General features: G+C 71.0%; 15 protein-coding genes. 6 read left to right on the top strand and 9 right to left on the bottom strand.

Annotation, left to right across the window (positions count from 1 at the left end; translation table 11 throughout):
- The first annotated feature begins 12 nt into the window (after nt 1–12).
- From KIK05_RS02640 to KIK05_RS02630, 3 genes are read left to right on the top strand one after another with little or no spacing between them, the layout of a single operon-like run.
- On the top strand, nt 13–843 hold the full coding sequence (locus KIK05_RS02640) for an ABC transporter ATP-binding protein (RefSeq protein WP_214408866.1): 831 nt from the start codon (nt 13–15) through the stop codon (nt 841–843).
- The gene (locus tag KIK05_RS02635; RefSeq protein ID WP_214408865.1) at nt 833–1759 is read left to right on the top strand and encodes an ABC transporter permease; all 927 of its coding nucleotides are present in this window, start codon (nt 833–835) and stop codon (nt 1757–1759) included. Before KIK05_RS02640 ends, KIK05_RS02635 begins: the two co-directional genes overlap by 11 nt.
- A 16-nt stretch (nt 1760–1775) precedes the next feature.
- Nucleotides 1776–2828, top strand: coding sequence for an ABC transporter substrate-binding protein (locus KIK05_RS02630; protein ID WP_214408864.1), 1053 nt, complete (start codon nt 1776–1778; stop codon nt 2826–2828).
- An 80-nt stretch (nt 2829–2908) separates the two neighbouring features.
- Here the strand turns inward: KIK05_RS02630 and KIK05_RS48670 are convergent, their stop codons facing one another.
- Entirely contained in the window at nt 2909–4129 is a 1221-nt protein-coding gene (locus KIK05_RS48670; RefSeq protein ID WP_214408863.1) for a NosD domain-containing protein, read from the bottom strand.
- 292 nt (nt 4130–4421) lie between these two features.
- Here KIK05_RS48670 and KIK05_RS02620 point away from each other — a divergent pair, with 292 nt between their 5' ends.
- Complete coding sequence (locus KIK05_RS02620; RefSeq protein ID WP_214408862.1) at nt 4422–4787, top strand: nuclear transport factor 2 family protein; 366 nt, start codon at nt 4422–4424, stop codon at nt 4785–4787.
- A gap of 1 nt (nt 4788) precedes the next feature.
- Here the strand turns inward: KIK05_RS02620 and KIK05_RS02615 are convergent, their stop codons facing one another.
- The 3 genes from KIK05_RS02615 to KIK05_RS02605 are packed head-to-tail and all read right to left on the bottom strand — an operon-like array spanning nt 4789 to nt 8030.
- Nucleotides 4789–5661, bottom strand: coding sequence for an SDR family oxidoreductase (locus KIK05_RS02615; protein ID WP_214408861.1), 873 nt, complete (start codon nt 5659–5661; stop codon nt 4789–4791).
- Nucleotides 5662–5701: 40 nt separating this feature from the next.
- Nucleotides 5702–7000 (bottom strand): MFS transporter, encoded by a 1299-nt coding sequence (locus KIK05_RS02610; RefSeq protein ID WP_214408860.1) that lies wholly within the window; start codon nt 6998–7000, stop codon nt 5702–5704.
- Between the two features lie 34 nt (nt 7001–7034).
- Nucleotides 7035–8030, bottom strand: coding sequence for an ATP-grasp domain-containing protein (locus KIK05_RS02605; RefSeq protein ID WP_214408859.1), 996 nt, complete (start codon nt 8028–8030; stop codon nt 7035–7037).
- A gap of 255 nt (nt 8031–8285) precedes the next feature.
- Here KIK05_RS02605 and paaI point away from each other — a divergent pair, with 255 nt between their 5' ends.
- On the top strand, nt 8286–8699 hold the full coding sequence (gene paaI / locus KIK05_RS02600) for a hydroxyphenylacetyl-CoA thioesterase PaaI (protein WP_250562098.1): 414 nt from the start codon (nt 8286–8288) through the stop codon (nt 8697–8699).
- Between the two features lie 22 nt (nt 8700–8721).
- Complete coding sequence (locus KIK05_RS02595; protein WP_214408858.1) at nt 8722–9948, top strand: phenylacetate--CoA ligase family protein; 1227 nt, start codon at nt 8722–8724, stop codon at nt 9946–9948.
- A 43-nt stretch (nt 9949–9991) separates the two neighbouring features.
- Here KIK05_RS02595 and KIK05_RS02590 read toward each other — a convergent pair whose 3' ends face one another.
- From KIK05_RS02590 to KIK05_RS02570, 5 genes are read right to left on the bottom strand one after another with little or no spacing between them, the layout of a single operon-like run.
- A complete protein-coding gene (locus KIK05_RS02590; protein ID WP_214408857.1) occupies nt 9992–11362 on the bottom strand; it encodes a KamA family radical SAM protein in 1371 nt (456 codons plus the stop codon).
- On the bottom strand, nt 11359–13080 hold the full coding sequence (locus KIK05_RS02585; protein ID WP_214408856.1) for a class I adenylate-forming enzyme family protein: 1722 nt from the start codon (nt 13078–13080) through the stop codon (nt 11359–11361). The genes KIK05_RS02590 and KIK05_RS02585 overlap by 4 nt, the downstream gene beginning before the upstream one ends.
- Nucleotides 13077–14417: a flavin monoamine oxidase family protein gene (locus KIK05_RS02580; protein WP_214408855.1), complete on the bottom strand. Its 1341-nt coding sequence runs from the start codon at nt 14415–14417 to the stop codon at nt 13077–13079. Before KIK05_RS02580 ends, KIK05_RS02585 begins: the two co-directional genes overlap by 4 nt.
- Entirely contained in the window at nt 14414–14635 is a 222-nt protein-coding gene (locus tag KIK05_RS02575; RefSeq protein ID WP_214408854.1) for a phosphopantetheine-binding protein, read from the bottom strand. The genes KIK05_RS02580 and KIK05_RS02575 overlap by 4 nt, the downstream gene beginning before the upstream one ends.
- Entirely contained in the window at nt 14625–16070 is a 1446-nt protein-coding gene (locus KIK05_RS02570; RefSeq protein WP_214408853.1) for an amino acid adenylation domain-containing protein, read from the bottom strand. The genes KIK05_RS02575 and KIK05_RS02570 overlap by 11 nt, the downstream gene beginning before the upstream one ends.
- Nucleotides 16071–16121: the final 51 nt, after the last annotated feature.

Here is a 16121-nt window from a genome sequence, read left to right as displayed (position 1 = left end):
AGTCGAGTCCCCATGACGAATCCGGGCCCCCCACCGGCGTCCGGCGCGGCCATCGAGCTGCGCGGCGTCACCAAGCGCTTCCCGACCCGCGACGGCCGCACCTACACCGCCGCCCGCGAGATGACCTTGACGGTGCGGCAGGGCGAGTTCGTCAGCGTCGTCGGCCCCACGGGATGCGGCAAGTCCACCAGCCTGTCCATGATCTCGGGCCTCGCGCCCGCCAGCGCAGGCGAGGTGCTGGTCCAGGGACGGCCGGTGACCGGCATCCCGGAGGGGCTGGGCTACATGTTCCAGCAGGACGCCGTACTGCCGTGGCGCACCGTCGTCGACAACGTCGCCGCCGGCCCCCGCTACCGGGGCACGCCCAAGCAGGAGGCCCGCGAGCGGGCCCGCGAGTGGGTCGCCAAGGTCGGCCTGACCGGTTTCGAGCGGTACTACCCCCACCAGCTCTCCGGCGGCATGCGCAAGCGCGTCGCCCTGGCCCAGACGCTGATCAACGAGCCGTCGATCCTGCTCATGGACGAGCCGTTCAGCGCCCTGGACGTGCAGACCCGCGAGCACATGCAGGACCTGCTGCTCGACCTGTGGTCCGGCATGAACGCCGCCGTGGTCTTCGTCACCCACGACCTCACCGAGGCCATCGCCCTGGCGGACACGGTGGTCGTCATGACCGCCGCCCCCGCGACCACCAAGAAGGTCGTCCCCGTAAACCTCGACCGTCCGCGGCGCGTGGAGGAGATCCGGCTGGAGGAGTCGTTCCTCGCCGTCTACCGCGAGGTCTGGGACTCGCTGCGCGAAGAGGTCGAGATCACCCGTGCCCGAGGAGCCCGACGTGTCGCCTGAGGCCCGCACAGACGTCCCCGGCACGCCCGGGATGGAGGACCACGCCGTGTCACCCGACCTGACAACGCCCCCCGCCGCGCCGCCCGCGGCCGGGACGCCCGACGCCGTACGGCGCCGCCCCCGCCTGCTGCGCGCCCCGAAGATCACCGTGACGCGGGTGCTGCTGGTCGTGCTCTGGCTCGGCAGCTGGGAGGTGTCGGCCAGCACCTACCTCGACCCGTTCTACTACTCCAAGCCGAGTGCCATCTGGGGCCGGATCGTCGACTGGTTCACCTCGGGGACGGCCTTCGGGTCGATCTGGGAGCAGATGGCGGTGACCGTCGAGGAGGCGGTGGCCGGCTTCCTGATCGGCTCGGTGGCCGGCGTCGTCCTCGGCGTCCTGCTCGGCCGCAGCAGTTTCCTCGCCGAGGTGTGCGCGCCGTTCATCAAGGCCGCCAACGCCATCCCGCGCATCGTGCTGGCGTCGCTGTTCGTGATCTGGTTCGGCCTGGGCATGTCCTCGAAGGTCGCCACCGCCGTCGTGCTGGTGTTCTTCGCGGTGTTCTTCAACGCCTTCCAGGGGGCCCGCGAGGTCGACAAGACGCTCATCGACAACGCCCGCATCCTCGGCGCCCGCCCACGGCAGATCCTCACCACGATCGTCCTGCCGAGCGCGACCTCGTGGATCCTTGCCAGCCTGCACGTCGCCTTCGGGTTCGCCCTGATCGGCGCGATCGTCGGCGAGTACACCGGTGCCGACAAGGGCCTCGGCCTGCTCATCAACCACGCCCAGGGCACCTTCGACTCGGCCGGCATCTACGCCGGGATGATCATCATCACGGTCATGGCCCTGCTCGCCGAATGGCTGCTCACCCTCCTCGAACGCCGGCTGCTCGCCTGGCGCCCGCCGTCCTCCGCCGCCGAAGCACAGATCTGATCGGAGCCACACCCCCATGAAGCGCACCTCCCGCCTCGCCGTCACCGCCGCCGTCGGCCTCGCGGTGGCCGTCGCCGCCACCGGCTGCCGCGACTCCCGTACGACATCCGCCTCCGCCGGCGGCGCCGCTCCCCAGGTCAAGATCATGATCGGTGGCATCGACAAGGTCATCTACCTGCCGCCCAAGCTCACCGAGCAGCTCGGCTACTTCAAGCAGGAGGGCCTGGACGTCCAGCTGCTCACCGAGCCCTCCGGCGCGCAGGCCGAGAACGTCCTGATCAGCGGCGACGTCCAGGGTGTCGTCGGGTTCTACGACCACACCATCGACCTGCAGACCAAGGGCAAGTGCATCCAGAGCGTGGTGCAGTTCGCCGACGTGCCCGGCGAGGTCGAGGTCGTCTCGACGGCCCAGGCCGACAAGATCAAGTCGGCGAAGGACTTCAAGGGCAAGCGGCTCGGCATCACCAGCCCCGGCTCGTCCACCGACTTCCTCACCCAGGCGCTCGCGGTGAAGAGCGGTGTCGCGACGGAGGAGTTCACCCGGGTGAAGGCGGGCGCCGGCCCGACCTTCATCGCCGCGATGGACAACGGCGGCATCGACGCGGGCATGACCACCGACCCCACCGCCGCCAAGCTGACCACCAGCGGCAAAGGCAAGATCATCCTCGACATGCGCACCGAGGAGGGCACCCGGGCGGCGCTCGGCGGCCTCTACCCGGCCAGCTCGCTCTACATGGACTGCGCCTGGGTCCAGAACAACAAGCAGACCGTGCAGAAGCTCGCCAACGCCCTGGTCAAGACGCTGAGATACATCAACCAGCACTCCGCGGAGGAGATCGCCGCCAAGATGCCCGCCGACTACGCGGGCGGCGACCCCAAGCTGTACGCCAAGTCGATCAACGACACCAAGAGCATCTTCCGGCCGGACGGCGTCATGGACGAGGAAGGCGCCAAGAACGTCCTGGAGGTCCTCAGCTCCTTCTCGCCCAACGTCAAGGGCAAGAAGGACACCATCGACCTGTCCAAGACCTACACCACCGAGTTCGTCAAGGCGGTTCCGGCGAGCTGACCACCGCGAGACGTCCCGCCGTCCGGCCGCCGAGGAGGGCGGCCGGGCGGCGGGCCCACGTGCTCACCGAGGTGGGCCGGCTACCCGGTGCAGGTCACCGAGGCGGGCAGCGGAGGAGGCTGGGGACCGCCCGGCGGCTTGGGCTCGGAGGTGGGCGGAGGCCCGCACGGCCCGCCCTGGTTCCCGCCGCCGTCCAGCACCGAGTCGTGCGGCGCCCAGATGAACCATCCGGAGTTGCGCACCCCGACGTTCCCGGCCACGGTCACCGGCTTGGGGTCGCCCTTCCAGCCGATGTGGATGCCGCCGCGTACCAGGTTCCCGGCGGCGTCGGTGATTCCGCTGGGGTTCTCGCCGTTCCTGCGGAAGAGGTTGCCGGAGATGGTGCCCGGCACCGGCAGGGCGCCCTGGAGGAACATCCCGGCCGTCCGGTTGCGGATGAACCGGTTGCCCGTCACCGTCTCGTGGTAATGAATCGCCTCGATGCCGATGTCGTTGTCCTTGAAGGTGTTGTCCTCGACCGCGTTGATCTTGGACGAGCCGCCCAGATACAGCGCGGTGCCGGTGTTCTTGAAGACGTTGCCGCGGATGGTGTTGTCGCGGCACTCAGCGCCCAGGTTGATTCCTGCGCCGTCGAAGACGTTGCCGGTGATGACGTTGCCGTCGGTCTGGCGGAATGACAGGTTCCCGCCCGTGAAGCGGCTGCCGGTGACCGTCAGGTTCGTCTCGTTGATCCAGGCATCTCCCTTGATCGTGCAGTGGTTGACGGTGGCCCGGCTGTGCCGCAGGTCCAACCGGTCCAGGACGCACCGGGAACGCGACCCGCTGATGGACAGCGAGGGCTTGCCCGACATGTTGAAGTCGCTTTCGATCACGCCGCCCGACACGGTCACGTTCAAGATCTTGACGTCGGTGGCTCCGAAGAACGACATGCCCTTGGCGAAGCCCTGGATCGTTCCACCCCGAACGGTCGTCCCAGTCCAGCGGGTGCCGGCGGAGGAGTCACTGCTGCCGATACCGCGCCCGGTGCCCGATCCGGAGACGGTGTGCCCGTTGAGGTCGACGGTCACGTTGTCGGCGCCGATCACCAGGCCGTCCCCCGTGCAGGTGAGGTCCTCGGTGAGCTTGACGCTGGTCAGCAGGACCGTCCCGCACCCGGGCGGGGCGTCCGCGGCCGCCGGGCCTTGCCCGAGCGCGACCGAGAGCGACGCGGCGAGGAGCAGGATGGCGGAACCGGCCGCTCCGCGCCGCACGGGTAACAGCCGTGGGCCGGTCGGCGCCGGGATTCTCGTGGTCGTACGCACATCGTCCTTTCCTTGTCGCCTTCGCCGGGTGTCGGGTGACGCGATTACGGCGGGCTCGAAAGTGACGGCCTTTGCTTCGCGATCATTTCGAGCGGCCGATTCTCGTGAATCGTTTCCGCCGGCGTCCGGGCGACATACAGAAATCGAGTACGGTCGGCTCATTATTAGCAGCATGCTTGAGGCTTGACGAGTGACCGGTGTCATCGTTTCCCGGCGCATGTGCGGATCGCCTCGTTACCTGGACGTATCCCGGCGAACACCCGCCTCGTTCGCGTGCTGTATAGGTAGTGGCATGGACCTTGAGCGCGCACAGCGGTTCGCCGACGAGTGGGTGGACGGCTGGAACTCCCACGATCTCGACCGCATCCTGAAGCATTACTCCGACGACGTGGTCTTCACCTCGCCGGTCGCCGCGCGGATCCTCGACGGCTCCGACGGGGTCGTCCGCGGCAAGGAGGCGCTGCGCGCGTACTGGACCGAGGCGCTGAGCCGTATCGACGACCTGCGTTTCGAGGTCCTCGGCGTCTACGCGGGCGTCGACACCGTCGTGGTGAACTACCGCAACCAGGTGGGGCAACTGGTCAACGAGGTACTGACCTTCGACGGTGACCTCGTCGTGGCCGGCATGGGCACCTACGGCCCCCTGCCCGCCACCTGATTCACGGTGCCGGCCGCTCCTCCGTGCACCAGGAGCGGGTCATGGCCTGGACGGCCGAGCCGTCCGGGTCGGTGAGTTTGACGGCCGCGTACTCCCTGGCCCACTCGCTGGTGGGGATGCGGAACGGCGGCCGCGGATCGGTGAGGGCGCGGAGCACCACCTCGGCGACCTCGGTGGCGGTCTGGGCGCCCGGGTAGCCGGACCGGGCGACCCAGTCCATGTACGTCCGCAGCACCTCGGCGTACGGTCCGGCGGCGGCGAGCAGCGAGTCCCGGGTGACGCCCGCGTTGGCGGCGAACGAGGTCTCGAACACCGGCCCGGGCTCGACGATCGTCACGGTCACGCCCATGGCCGAGACCACCGGGGCGAGGCTCTCCAGGAAGCCCTCGACGGCGAACTTCGCCGCCGAGTACGCCTCGTTGAACGGCTGGGCGATGATCCCCCGCGTGCTGCCGACGGTGACGACGCGGCCCCGCGAGGCCCGCAGGTGCGGCAGCGCGGCCCTCGTCACCGCCACCACGCCGAAGAAGTTGACCTCCAGGTTGGCCCGGTAGGTCGCCATGTCGGACATCTCGATCGTCGGGAAGGTGTTGGCGATGCCGGCGTTGTTGACCAGCGCGTCGAGCCGGCCGTGCGTCTCGGCCACGCCGCGCAGGCACGCGTCGATCGAATCCTCGTCGGTGACGTCCAGCCGCCGGACGTCCACGGTGACGCCCGCGTCGGCGGCGGCCTTGCGCAGGTCGCCCGCGCGGTCCAGGTCGCGCATCGTCGCGATCGGGAGGAAACCGGCCTGTGCCGCGGCGATCGCCGTCCGGAGACCGATGCCGGAGGAGGCGCCCGTGATGAGCACCGTCGGTTCAGCGGTGGATGTCATGGCCTCTCCAGGGGCGCCGTAGGAAGGGGACGTCGAGCGGTCACGCCGTCTCGACCGCCGTGTCGTCGCCGGCCGCCACGGCGATCCGATCGGCCTCGGCCTTCTCGCGGTCGAGCAGCGACCGCACCGGGGCCAGCGGGATGGCGGCGAAGAAGGTGCCGATGAGCGTGCCGATCACCATGGTGATCTTCGTGGCGTCCAGGACGCCGAAGCCGCCGGTCAGCGCGTCGACCATCACGCCGCCGACGAACACGCTGAGCGGGATCACGCCCCAGGTGATCGTGCGGAAGGCCGCGTGGGAGACCGCCTGGTCGGCGGCCGGGACGCGCGCCTGCCGTACGGCGGCGGTGCTCACGTTGTACCAGACCATGAACAGGCCGTAGAGGGTGAGCGTCGCGCCCAGCACGATCGCGGACGGCAGCGCCGGAGCCGCGAGGATGCCGAGGCCGACCAGCGAGTGCAGGAAGATCGACCACGGCATCATGCGGGCGGGCCCCATCCACCTGCTGACCCGCTGCGCCAGCAGCGTGCCGATCATCGCGCCGACGGCGGCCACCGACATGGCCGCGCCCAGGGTGCCGACCGAGAGCCCGAGCCCCCGGTACGCCAGCACGGGCATCACCGTGACGAAGATCGGACCGCCGATGTTGGCGAGCAGGGTCCCGATCAGGGTGCGGCGCAGCACCGGGTCGTTCCAGTTCAGCGCGACGCCGCGCTTGAGCCGCGCCCACATCGACTGCTGCCGGCCTGCCCCGCCGCCGTACGGCTTCATCGCGCGGATGCTCCCGGCCGAGAACAGGTAGCTGGCGGCGTCCACGAGCAGGGAGGCCACGCCGAGGAGCTGGTACAGGCCACTGGCGATGGCCGGGCCGACCACCTCCGAGGACGTGCGGCTGGTCTCGAGGTTCGCGTACGCCTGCACGCGCCCGTCCGGCTCGACGATCGAGGCGATGGTGGCGGTGTAGCCGATGTTGAAGAACACCGAGGTCGCGTTCACCACGGCGACGCTGACGAACAGCAGCGGCACCGACAGGAAACCGGCCCAGTACGCCACCGGGATCAGCACGATCATCGCGAACCTGATCAGGTCGCAGGCGATCAGCGTGCTCCGCAGGTCCCACCGGTCGACCAGCATGCCGGCGATCAGGCTGAGCAGCGGGATCGCCAGGTACTGCGCCATGCTCACCAGGCCGACCTGGAACGCCGAGGCGTGCAGCAGCAGGATCATGGTGGTCGGCACGACGAACACGTTGATCTTGTCGCCGATGTTGCTGACCGTCTGGCCGGCCCACAGCAGGTTGAACTCCCGGCCGAGCTTGATCCGGGCGGACTCGCTCATGGCGTCCCCTCCGCGCAAGCCGTCGCCGGCGGCGTCACGCGTCCGTCCCGAAAAGCCGCGCGTGCCCCTTCCGGTACGCGAGGAACCGGGCCTTGATCACGTCCCGCTGGGTCCGGACGGCCTCCGGGGAGCCGCGGTCGGGGCACATGATCGTCCCGTCCAGCTCGATCTCCGACAGCCAGAAGCGCTCGCCGTCGTGCAGGAAGTCGACGCAGAGGTACGGCAGCGGCAGCTTCTCGGCGAAGTAGGCGACCGCCTCGGACAGTTCGGGCGGCAGCGGCACCCACGCCAGCGTCCCGCCCGTGCTGAACTGCGTGTACGGCGCGCCGTCGCCCGGCCGGCGCACCAGCACGGCCAGCGGCCGCCCGTCGACCAGGTGCACCCGGTAGTCGATCGTCCGGTCGCCCAGGTAGGGCTGGAACACCAGGGTCGTGTCGCCGCCCTGCGCCAGGCTCAGCAGGCCGCGCACGTCATGGGCGTCCCGCGCGACGTTGATGCCCCGGGAGGCGCACCAGCCGGACGGCTTGGCGATCGCCGGGTACGGCAGGTCGCGGGTCGCCGACTCGTACTCGTCGTAGACCAGGTCGCGCCCCGACCCCACCCGCACCGTCGGGATCGGCGGGACCGGGCAGTCCTTGAGGAAGAGGATCGTCGCCATCTTGTCGTTGCAGAGGGCCGCGAGGCTCGGCGGGTGCGGCAGGTAGAAGCCGGCCTGCTCCAGCACCGCGTACAGCGTGAACTGGTTGAACACGTCCGCCGCCTGGTACGGCAGCGAGTACAGCGAGGAGACGAAGAGGGTGTCCTCCGGAGTCACCGGCTCGCCGTCGACGTAGAACTTCGGCCGGTGCGGGTCGAGGGCGTCCACCGTGACGGCCTCGGGCGCGACGCGCTCCCAGGACAGGCCGGCCTCCTTGGCCACCTCGACGTAGTCGTCCCAGAAGGCGGCGCCCCACTTCGCCGAGGTGCGCGTGGACTCGCGGTCCGGGAAGAGCCAGCACATGCGCCGCAACATGCTCGTTGCCTCAGCCATGGTTCACCGTTCCGGGGGTAGGGCGCGGGCCGCCGCCGCGACGACGGCTCAGAGTTTGGCAACGGGCACTACGGATCCCCTTCAAATCCGGTGCGAACCCGCCCGCCGGGCGTACGCCGGGCGGGGCGGGCGCGTGATCGACGGCCCGCCGACCCGCCCACGGGACGGACATCGGATCAGAAGCGAATTTGTGGAGGTCGCTGCGAACATCCCCTAATGCGGCCGACTGGGAGAAAACCTTGGTGAGGTACGGCGATGACGATGACGGAAGCTGAGCGGGCCCGGGAGATGTTCGCCCGCGACCAGGCCTGTCAGACGCTCGGCATCCGCCTGGACGAGGTGACCTCGGGCAGGGCGGTCCTGAGCGTGCGGGTGACCGGGGCGATGGTGAACGGGCACGGCATCATCCACGGCGGATACCTGTTCCTGCTCGCCGACGCCGCCTTCGCCTACGCCAGCAACTCCCGCGGGCCGATCGCGCTCGCCCAGCACGCCGAGATCACCTTCCTGCGCCCGGTGCCGGTGGGGGAGGAACTGGTGGCCGAGGCGGTGGAACGCACCAGGCACGGCCGCAGCGGCATCTACGACGTCACCGTCCGCCGGGCCGACCGCCAGGTCGTCGCCGAGTTCCGCGGGCACAGCGTGCTGGTCACCCAGGTGCCGCGATAAGCCCCTATCAAGGAGGTAACCGATGCCGGAGTTCCTGCTGTCCACCCCGGAACTCACCGAGGCCCACCTGGCCCGGGTCCGCGGGCTGCTCGCGTCCCTGAAGTCGGTCCCGGCCCTGGCGGGCAGGTACGAGGGGATCGAGAGCATCGACTCCCTGGACGACCTGGCGAAGCTTCCCGTGCTGCTCAAGGACGACCTCCAGGTCGCGCTGGCGCACCTGTCGCCCCGCGCCGGGCAGGGCGCCACCTGGGTCTTCCAGAGCGGCGGCAGCACCGGCCGTCCTCAAATCGGCTACGCGCCCACCGGGCTGTACATGCGCGAGGTCCACGACAACTGGAAGGCGCTCACCCCCGACGACGTCTTCGTCAACGGCTGGAGCGCCGGGAAGATGTGGGGCGCCCACTTCCTGGTCAACGCCTACGTCGAGCACACCGGCTGCGTCGCGATGAACCTCGGCGCGATGAACAAGGACGAGTACGACCCGTGGCTGGAGTTCTTCGCCACCCGGAAGGTGACGGCGTTCGGCGGCACGCCCAGCGTGCTGCGGCTGGTCTTCGGGCACGCACGCGACGCCGGCATCAAGCTCCCCGACCTGCGCAAGGTGCTGTGGCTGGGCGAGGGCTGGGACCCGCAGCTCACCGAGGACCTCGCCGCCGTGGCGCCGAACGCCCGCCGCTGGGGCATGTTCGGCAGCACGGAGACCTGGGTGGTCGCCACCAACACCCCCGAATGCGCGGCCGACACCTGGCACCCGCTGCCCACCAAGCTGTGGTCGGTGGGCGAGGACGAGATGATCGACTTCACCACCCTGAACCCGGACGGCCTCAACCCGATCCTCCGCTACCGGACGGGCGACGCCGGGCGCGTCGTCTCCTGCCCCTGCGGCGACCCCCGGCGCGCGGTGCGGATCCTCGGACGCCGGGACGGGTTGATCAAGTTCCGTGGTCACCTGCTCAACGTCGCCGAGTTCGTGGCGGACGTGGGCGCGCGGCCGGGGGTGGCCCGGGCCCAGCTCGTCCTCAAGGAGCCCGCCGACGGCGGGAGCGTGCTGGAGGTCCTGCTGCTCCCCTCCGGCGAGGCCGGTCCGCGGCTCGCCGCCGAGGTCCGCGAGCACATCGTCGGCTCGGCGTTCGGCCCGAGCATCGTCTTCCAGCGCAACCCGCACTCACTTGAGGTCACCATCACCGACACCCTGATCGGCAACACCCGCACCGGCAAGATCCCCGACCTGGTCCGCCCCGACGCCTGACTCCTTGGTGAGCCGGTTCGGCGCCGCCGTACGGCGGCGCCGATCAGACCCCCCTCTGCCCGCTCTGCTCGGTCCACCAGGTGCGGCCTGGGGCGGGGAGGGTGGAGATGGGGTCGTAGTACGGGTAGCGGCGGTCGGGGTCGAGGTCGTCTTCGAGGGCCGTCCGGTAGTTCTTGGTCCAGTACGAGATGCCGCGCTCGCGGTCGTACTCGGCCACCTGGTGCACCCAGCGTTTGCCCACGTAGGGGACGTCGCAGACGATGCGCGGGGTGGCGTAACCGGGCAGGTGGCCCATGATGGCGTCCTGCAGGCGCTGCGCCTCGTGGACCGCGATCCGCCAGTGCTCGGCGTTGGGGATCATGTCGCACATGTAGAAGTAGTAGGGCAGGATGCCCGCCTCGTCCTGCAGGGCGAAGCAGAGGTCGAGCAGGTCGGCCGGGGTGGCGTTGACACCCCTCATCAGCACGCCCTGGTTGCGCACGTCGCGCACCCCGGCGAGCAGCATCGCCCGGGCCGCCTCGGCGACCAGGGGCGTGATCGAACGTACGTGGTTGGCGTGGGTGTGCACCGCGAGGTTGACCCCGCGGCGTACGGCGAGCCGCGCCACCCGCGCCAGCCCGTCCAGCACCTTCGGCTGCAGCCAGTGCTGCGGCAGCCCGACCAGCGCCTTGGTGGCCAGGCGGATGTCCCGCACCGACTCCAGGTCCAGCAGCTTCATCAGGAAGGCCTCGAGCTGGTGCCAGGGGACGTTGGCGACGTCCCCGCCCGAGACCACCACGTCCCGCACGCCCGGTGTCCGCTTGAGGTAGTCGAGCATCAGCTCCTGGCGGCCGGCCGGTCGCAGGGCGAACCTGGCCTTGGTCACCTGGGGCGTGGAGGTGCCGACGAGGTCCATGCGGGTGCAGTGGGCGCAGTACTGCGGGCAGGTGGTGACGAGCTCGGCGAGCACCTTGGTGGGGTAGCGGTGGGTCAGGCCCTCGGTGACCCACATCTCCGCCTCGTGCAGGGAGTCCCGCTGTGAGCGGGGGTGGCTCGGCCAGTGGGGGTCGCGGTCGCTGCGGATCGGCAGCATGTACCTGCGCACCGGGTCGGCGACGAAGCCGTCGGTGAACGAGCGCGGCCCGTCGAACGAGAGCGGCGCCATGGTGTTGAGCATCTGTGGCGGGATCAGCATCGACATGGTGGCGAACCGCCGCATGTCGGCCTCGAGCTCGGCGTAGAAGTCGTCCGACAGCAGGTCGCCGGTGACGGCCCGTAACTGCCTGGGGTTCTTCACGCAGTGGGCCCGCTGCCACTGAGGGTCACGCCATTGTGCCGGGCCGACGTCGCGCCAGCCGGGCAGCCGACGCCAGTCGGGCTCGACCAGGGGCGTGCGGACGTACTGGTACGGCCGCAGGGGAGCGTCGTCGTTCACTGTAGGCGGGCGTCCGGGCCGCCGGTGAGCAGGGTGGCGTGCCTGGTCCGCAGTTCGCGCTTGAGGACCTTGCCGGTCGGCCCGAGCGGGAGGTCCTGCGGCTCCCTGGCGATGACCACGGCGGCGAGCGGGGCGAGCCCGGCCTGGGCGAGCTCCTTGTTCGCCCTCTCCAGGATCGCCTCGGGCGTCGGGTCCCCGGCGGCTTCCTGCAGCCGTACGACCGCGATCGGACGCTGCCCCGCGCCGTCCCCGGCCGGCACGCCCACCACCGAGCAGTCGATCACCAGATCGTCGCAGTCGGCGATGAGGACCTCCTCGACGGGCAGGCTGTAGACCGGCCCGTCGACGGTGTCGATGACGTCGACCGTGCGGTCGAGGTGGTAGAAGTTCCCCTTCTCGTCCATGCGGGCGACGTCGCCGGTGAGCCAGAACCCGTTGAGCTCGAAGCTCCGGGTCAGCCGGTCGTTCTTCCAGTAGCCGGGGGTGAGCGAGGGGCTGATGACCGCGAGCAGGCCGACGGTGCCGGCGGGGACCTCCTGGCCGTTCTCGTCCAGCACGGCCGCCTTGGTCACGGCTTCCTGCGCCTTGCCGACGCAGCGGTCGTTGCGCGGCGTCTCGGGTGTGGTGAGCCCGCCGAACAGCGCCATGCCCATCTCCGAGGAGCCCAGCCCGTCGACGAACTGCGAGCCCGGCAGCGTCGCCTGGCCGGCCTGGTCCTTGGGGAGCAGCCACGCCGCGACCAGCCCCGCGGGCCGTTCGCCGAGCGTGACGAGTCGCCGGATGTGTCCGTAGTGCGCGGAGTCGCCGGTGTTGAACCACGAGTGCACCTTCGCCGCGCCCTTGACCGGCAGGTCGCCGGTGGCCAGCTCGACGAACGTGCGCGGGAACGAGGCCAGCATGGTGGGCTGGAAGGCCTCCATCACCGGCTCGACCACCACCCGCCGCCAGTCGCCCATCACCACGGTGGGCAGCCCCAGCAGGACGGCCGTCAGGAAGTAGCTGAGCCCTCCGGCGTGGGTGTGCGGCATGAGCGACATCAGCCTGTCGTACGGCTCGGCCGGGAAGCGCACCATCCGGGGCTGTTTGCCGTCCCAGAAGCTCTTGTGGCCGAGGATCGTCGACTTCGGCGTGCCCGTCGTGCCGGAGGAGTGGATGAGGGCGCACACGTCGTCGGGGGAGTGCCGGTAGGGGTACTCCGCGGGCAGTTCGGCGGTGGTCGCGTCGAACGCCTGCACCTCGGCGGCGAGCGCGATGAACCGTGGCCGGCGCCGCGGGCCGGACCGGTACGCCGAGGCCAGCCGCGTGGTGTCGTCGGCCACGATGCCCACCACGCCGACGTGGTCCAGGTACCGGATCATGATGTCGAGCCGCATGGCGTCGTTGACCATGGCCGGGATCGCGCCGAGCGCCGTGAGCGCGAGGTAGTGCAGCAGGGGCTCGAGCCCTTCGGCGACGACGATGCCGACCGGCTCGCCCGGCCGGACGCCGTTGGCCCAGTACCATCGGGCGTAGCGGTCGCGCAGCTCCACCAGGTCGAGCAGGCTGTGCCCCACAAGCACGACCTGGCCCCGGTGGTCGGTGGTGTGGCTGTGGATGAAGGGCACGTCGCGGTGGGGGTTGTGCGTGGCGGCGTGGTCGAGGAAGTTGCCGGCGCCGAGGTCCGGATCGGTCATGAACTGCTGTCGCACGTCCAGCGGGGCGATGGAAACGCCGCTCATAGCGACCTCCCATGAGTGTGGTATCGGGTGAGGATTTCGTCGGCCACGCGGTGGCCGGAGCGGATCGCGCCCTCCATGAGCCCGAAGAACTCGGTGCTCGTCTCGGTGCCGGCCCAGTGCACGCGCCGGTGCGCCGTGGTCAGGTGGGGCCCGTGCCGGATCCAGTCGCCCGGCCCGAACAGGGCCGCGTAGCAGCCGCGGCTGTACTCCTCATGGAGCCAGTCGGTCACGTGGAAGCCGATCGGCGGCGGCAGGTGCGGGAAGACCCGGCTCGCCTGGGCGAGGGCCTCCTCGCGCTGCCGTTCGGGTGACAGGGCGGCGTACCGGTGTGCCTCCGCGCCGGTCACGAACCCGGTGAGCACGCCGGCGCCCCCGTCGGCCGGCGAGTCGTCGACGGTGGACAGCAGCGGCCCTTCGGAGTTGACCGACCAGCCGGACAGGCCGTGGTCGCGCCACAGCGGCTCCGGGTGGATCATGTGCACCTTCACGGCGCATCCCGGGGCCGTGTGCCGGCTCGCGCGGGGCGCGGGCAGGCCGGGGCGGTACTCGATGGCGTCCGCCAGCAGGGGCGGGACGGCCACCACGACGGCGTCGCACGGGTACTCCCCGCCGTCGCTGCGGACCACGGCGCCGTCGCCGTCCTGGTCGATCGCCCGCACGGGCTCGCCGAGCCGTACCCGCTCGCCCAGCTCGGCCGCGATCCGCTCGCAGACCAGGTGGGCGCCGCCGTCCACGCGGTCCTGCTGCGCCCCGCCCTCGAAGGCGTTGAGGTAGCGGATCCCGCCGCCGGAGCGCAGGTAGAAGGCCACGTGCAGCACCGACACCCGGGCCGGGTCGGCGGCCATCATCTCGCCGAGGAACAGCGGGAAGAACAGCCGGGCGTCGGGGTGGCGGAGGTTCTCCCCGGCCCACTCGGCGGCCGTCGTCCCGTCGAGCCGGGACGCCTCCGGCGTCAGCCACGGCGCGTCCGCCTCGACCGAGGCCGTCAGCTCGCTGAGCAGGTCGAACATCTCGCCCAGCGCCACGGCGTCGAGCGGCGGGAACCGTCCGGGCCGGGTCTCGTCCCCGGCGCCCAGGACGAACCTGCTCTCTCCGATCATGGTGGTCGGCGTGGTCTTCAGGCCCAGGGCCGCGAGCGTGGCGTGCAGCTCGGTGTGCCGGTCGCCCAGGTACGCCGCGCCGGCGTCGGCCCAGCGTCCGGGCGCCACCTCGATGCCGTGCGTGCGTCCCCCGACGCGGTCGCGCGCCTCCAGGACGGTCGTCTCCACCCCCGCGCGGGCGAGGTCGGCGGCGGCCGTCAGCCCGGCGAGGCCGGCCCCGGCGATGACGATTTTCATGACCGCGGCGCCGCGATCTTCTTGGACAGTGTGCCGGGTGTGGGGGCGAGCACGAAGTCGTCGAAGGTGAGCTCGACGCCGTAGGTGCGGGCGACGGCGCTGAGCACCCTGGTGGCCAGCAGCGAGTCGCCGCCGAGGGTGAAGAAGTCGGACTCCGCGCCGATGTCGTCGGTCTCCAGCACACGGCGGAAGATGTCCGCCACTCCGTCAACGCTCATGTGAGGCTCTCTCCTTGATCCGGCGTCGGTCGACCTTGCCGCTCGGGGTGTGGGCGAGGGCGGCGACGATCGAGATACGGCTCGGGACGAGATGGGCGGGCACGCGGTCGCGCAGGTAGGCCGTGATCGCGGCGCCGAGCCCGTCGGCGCCGTCGGGGGCGCGGGGGACGACGTACGCCGCCAGCACGGTGTGGTCGGCGACCTTCACGCCGGTGACCGCGACGGCGCCCACCAGGGGATGGGAGGCGATGTGCGCCTCCACCTCGGCCGGGTCGACCCGGATGCCCCGCACCTTCAGCTCGTCGTCGATGCGGCCCTCGTGCGTCAGCAGCCCGTCGGGCGCGCGGGCGACGCGGTCGCCGGTGCGGAAGAACCGCTCCCCGCCGATGGTGACGAACCGGGCGGCGGTGGCCTCCGGGAGGCCGAGGTAGCCGTCGGCGACGGCCGGGCCGCCGACGAGCAGCTCGTCCTCCTCGCCGATGCGCTCCACCACGTGCGGCAGCGCCCTGCCGATGGGCACCCGCGCGGTCCTTGCGTCGTACGGCCGGGCGAGCGGGCCGTGCAGGTCGACCGCGTGGGTGATGAGGGTCGTCTCGGTGCATCCGTAGGTGTTGAGCAGGCGGACGTGCCCGGTCTCCAGGCCACGCCATTCGGCCAGCCGGGCGGGGCTCGCCGCCTCACCGCCGATGATCACCAGCCGTACGCACCGGGGGAGCGCGGCCCTCTCCTCGGCCAGGTGGTTCACCAGCTCGTGCCAGAACGCCGTCGGCAGGTCCAGCACGGTGATCCGTTCGCGCTCGATCATCCGCAGGAAGCGAGGGAACGAGCCGGAGTGCGCGTCGTCGTGGAACACCAGGCAGGCGCCGCCGGTGAGCGTGGGGAGGATCTCCTCGAAGCAGGTGTCCCAGTTCAGCGAGGCGAACTGCAGGACCCGGTCGGCGGTCGTCAGCCCGAACAGGGCCCGCAGCGACCGGACGGTCGCCTCGATCGCCCGGTGCGGGGTCACCACCGGCTTGGGCGCCCCGGTGGACCCGGAGGTGAACAGGATGTAGGCGGACTCCTCCGGCCCTTCCCGTCCCGGCAGGCCGGTGTCCTCCATCAGGTCCCCGCCGGGGGAGAAGACCGTCCGGCATCCGGCCGCGGCCAGCATCGCCGCACGTCTGCCGGCGGGGAAGGCCGGGTCGACGGGGCAGTACGTGCCGCCGGCCGCCCACACGCCGAGCAGGCCGATGATCGTGCCGGGGGAGTGGGCCGCCTCGACGCCGACGACGCCGGGACGGGGACCGAGGCGCCGCGCCAGCTGCGACGCCCGCGCCTCCAGCTCCGAATAGGAGAGCGCGTCCCCGTTGTGGACGATCGCCGGGTGCCCGGGATATCTGGCGGCGGCCTCCAGGAACCTTCGGGCCGCCCCGCGCACATCCAAGCCGGGCGTCACGATATGCCCACCTCGCCTCCTGTAACGTCACCGGCTCGACGGGCCCTCGAA

The sequence above is a fragment of the Sphaerisporangium fuscum genome (assembly GCF_018531465.1).
Lineage (GTDB): Bacteria > Actinomycetota > Actinomycetes > Streptosporangiales > Streptosporangiaceae > Sphaerisporangium > Sphaerisporangium fuscum.
Note: the sequence above shows the minus strand (reverse complement) of the source record. Positions and strands in the feature narration are given on the sequence as shown.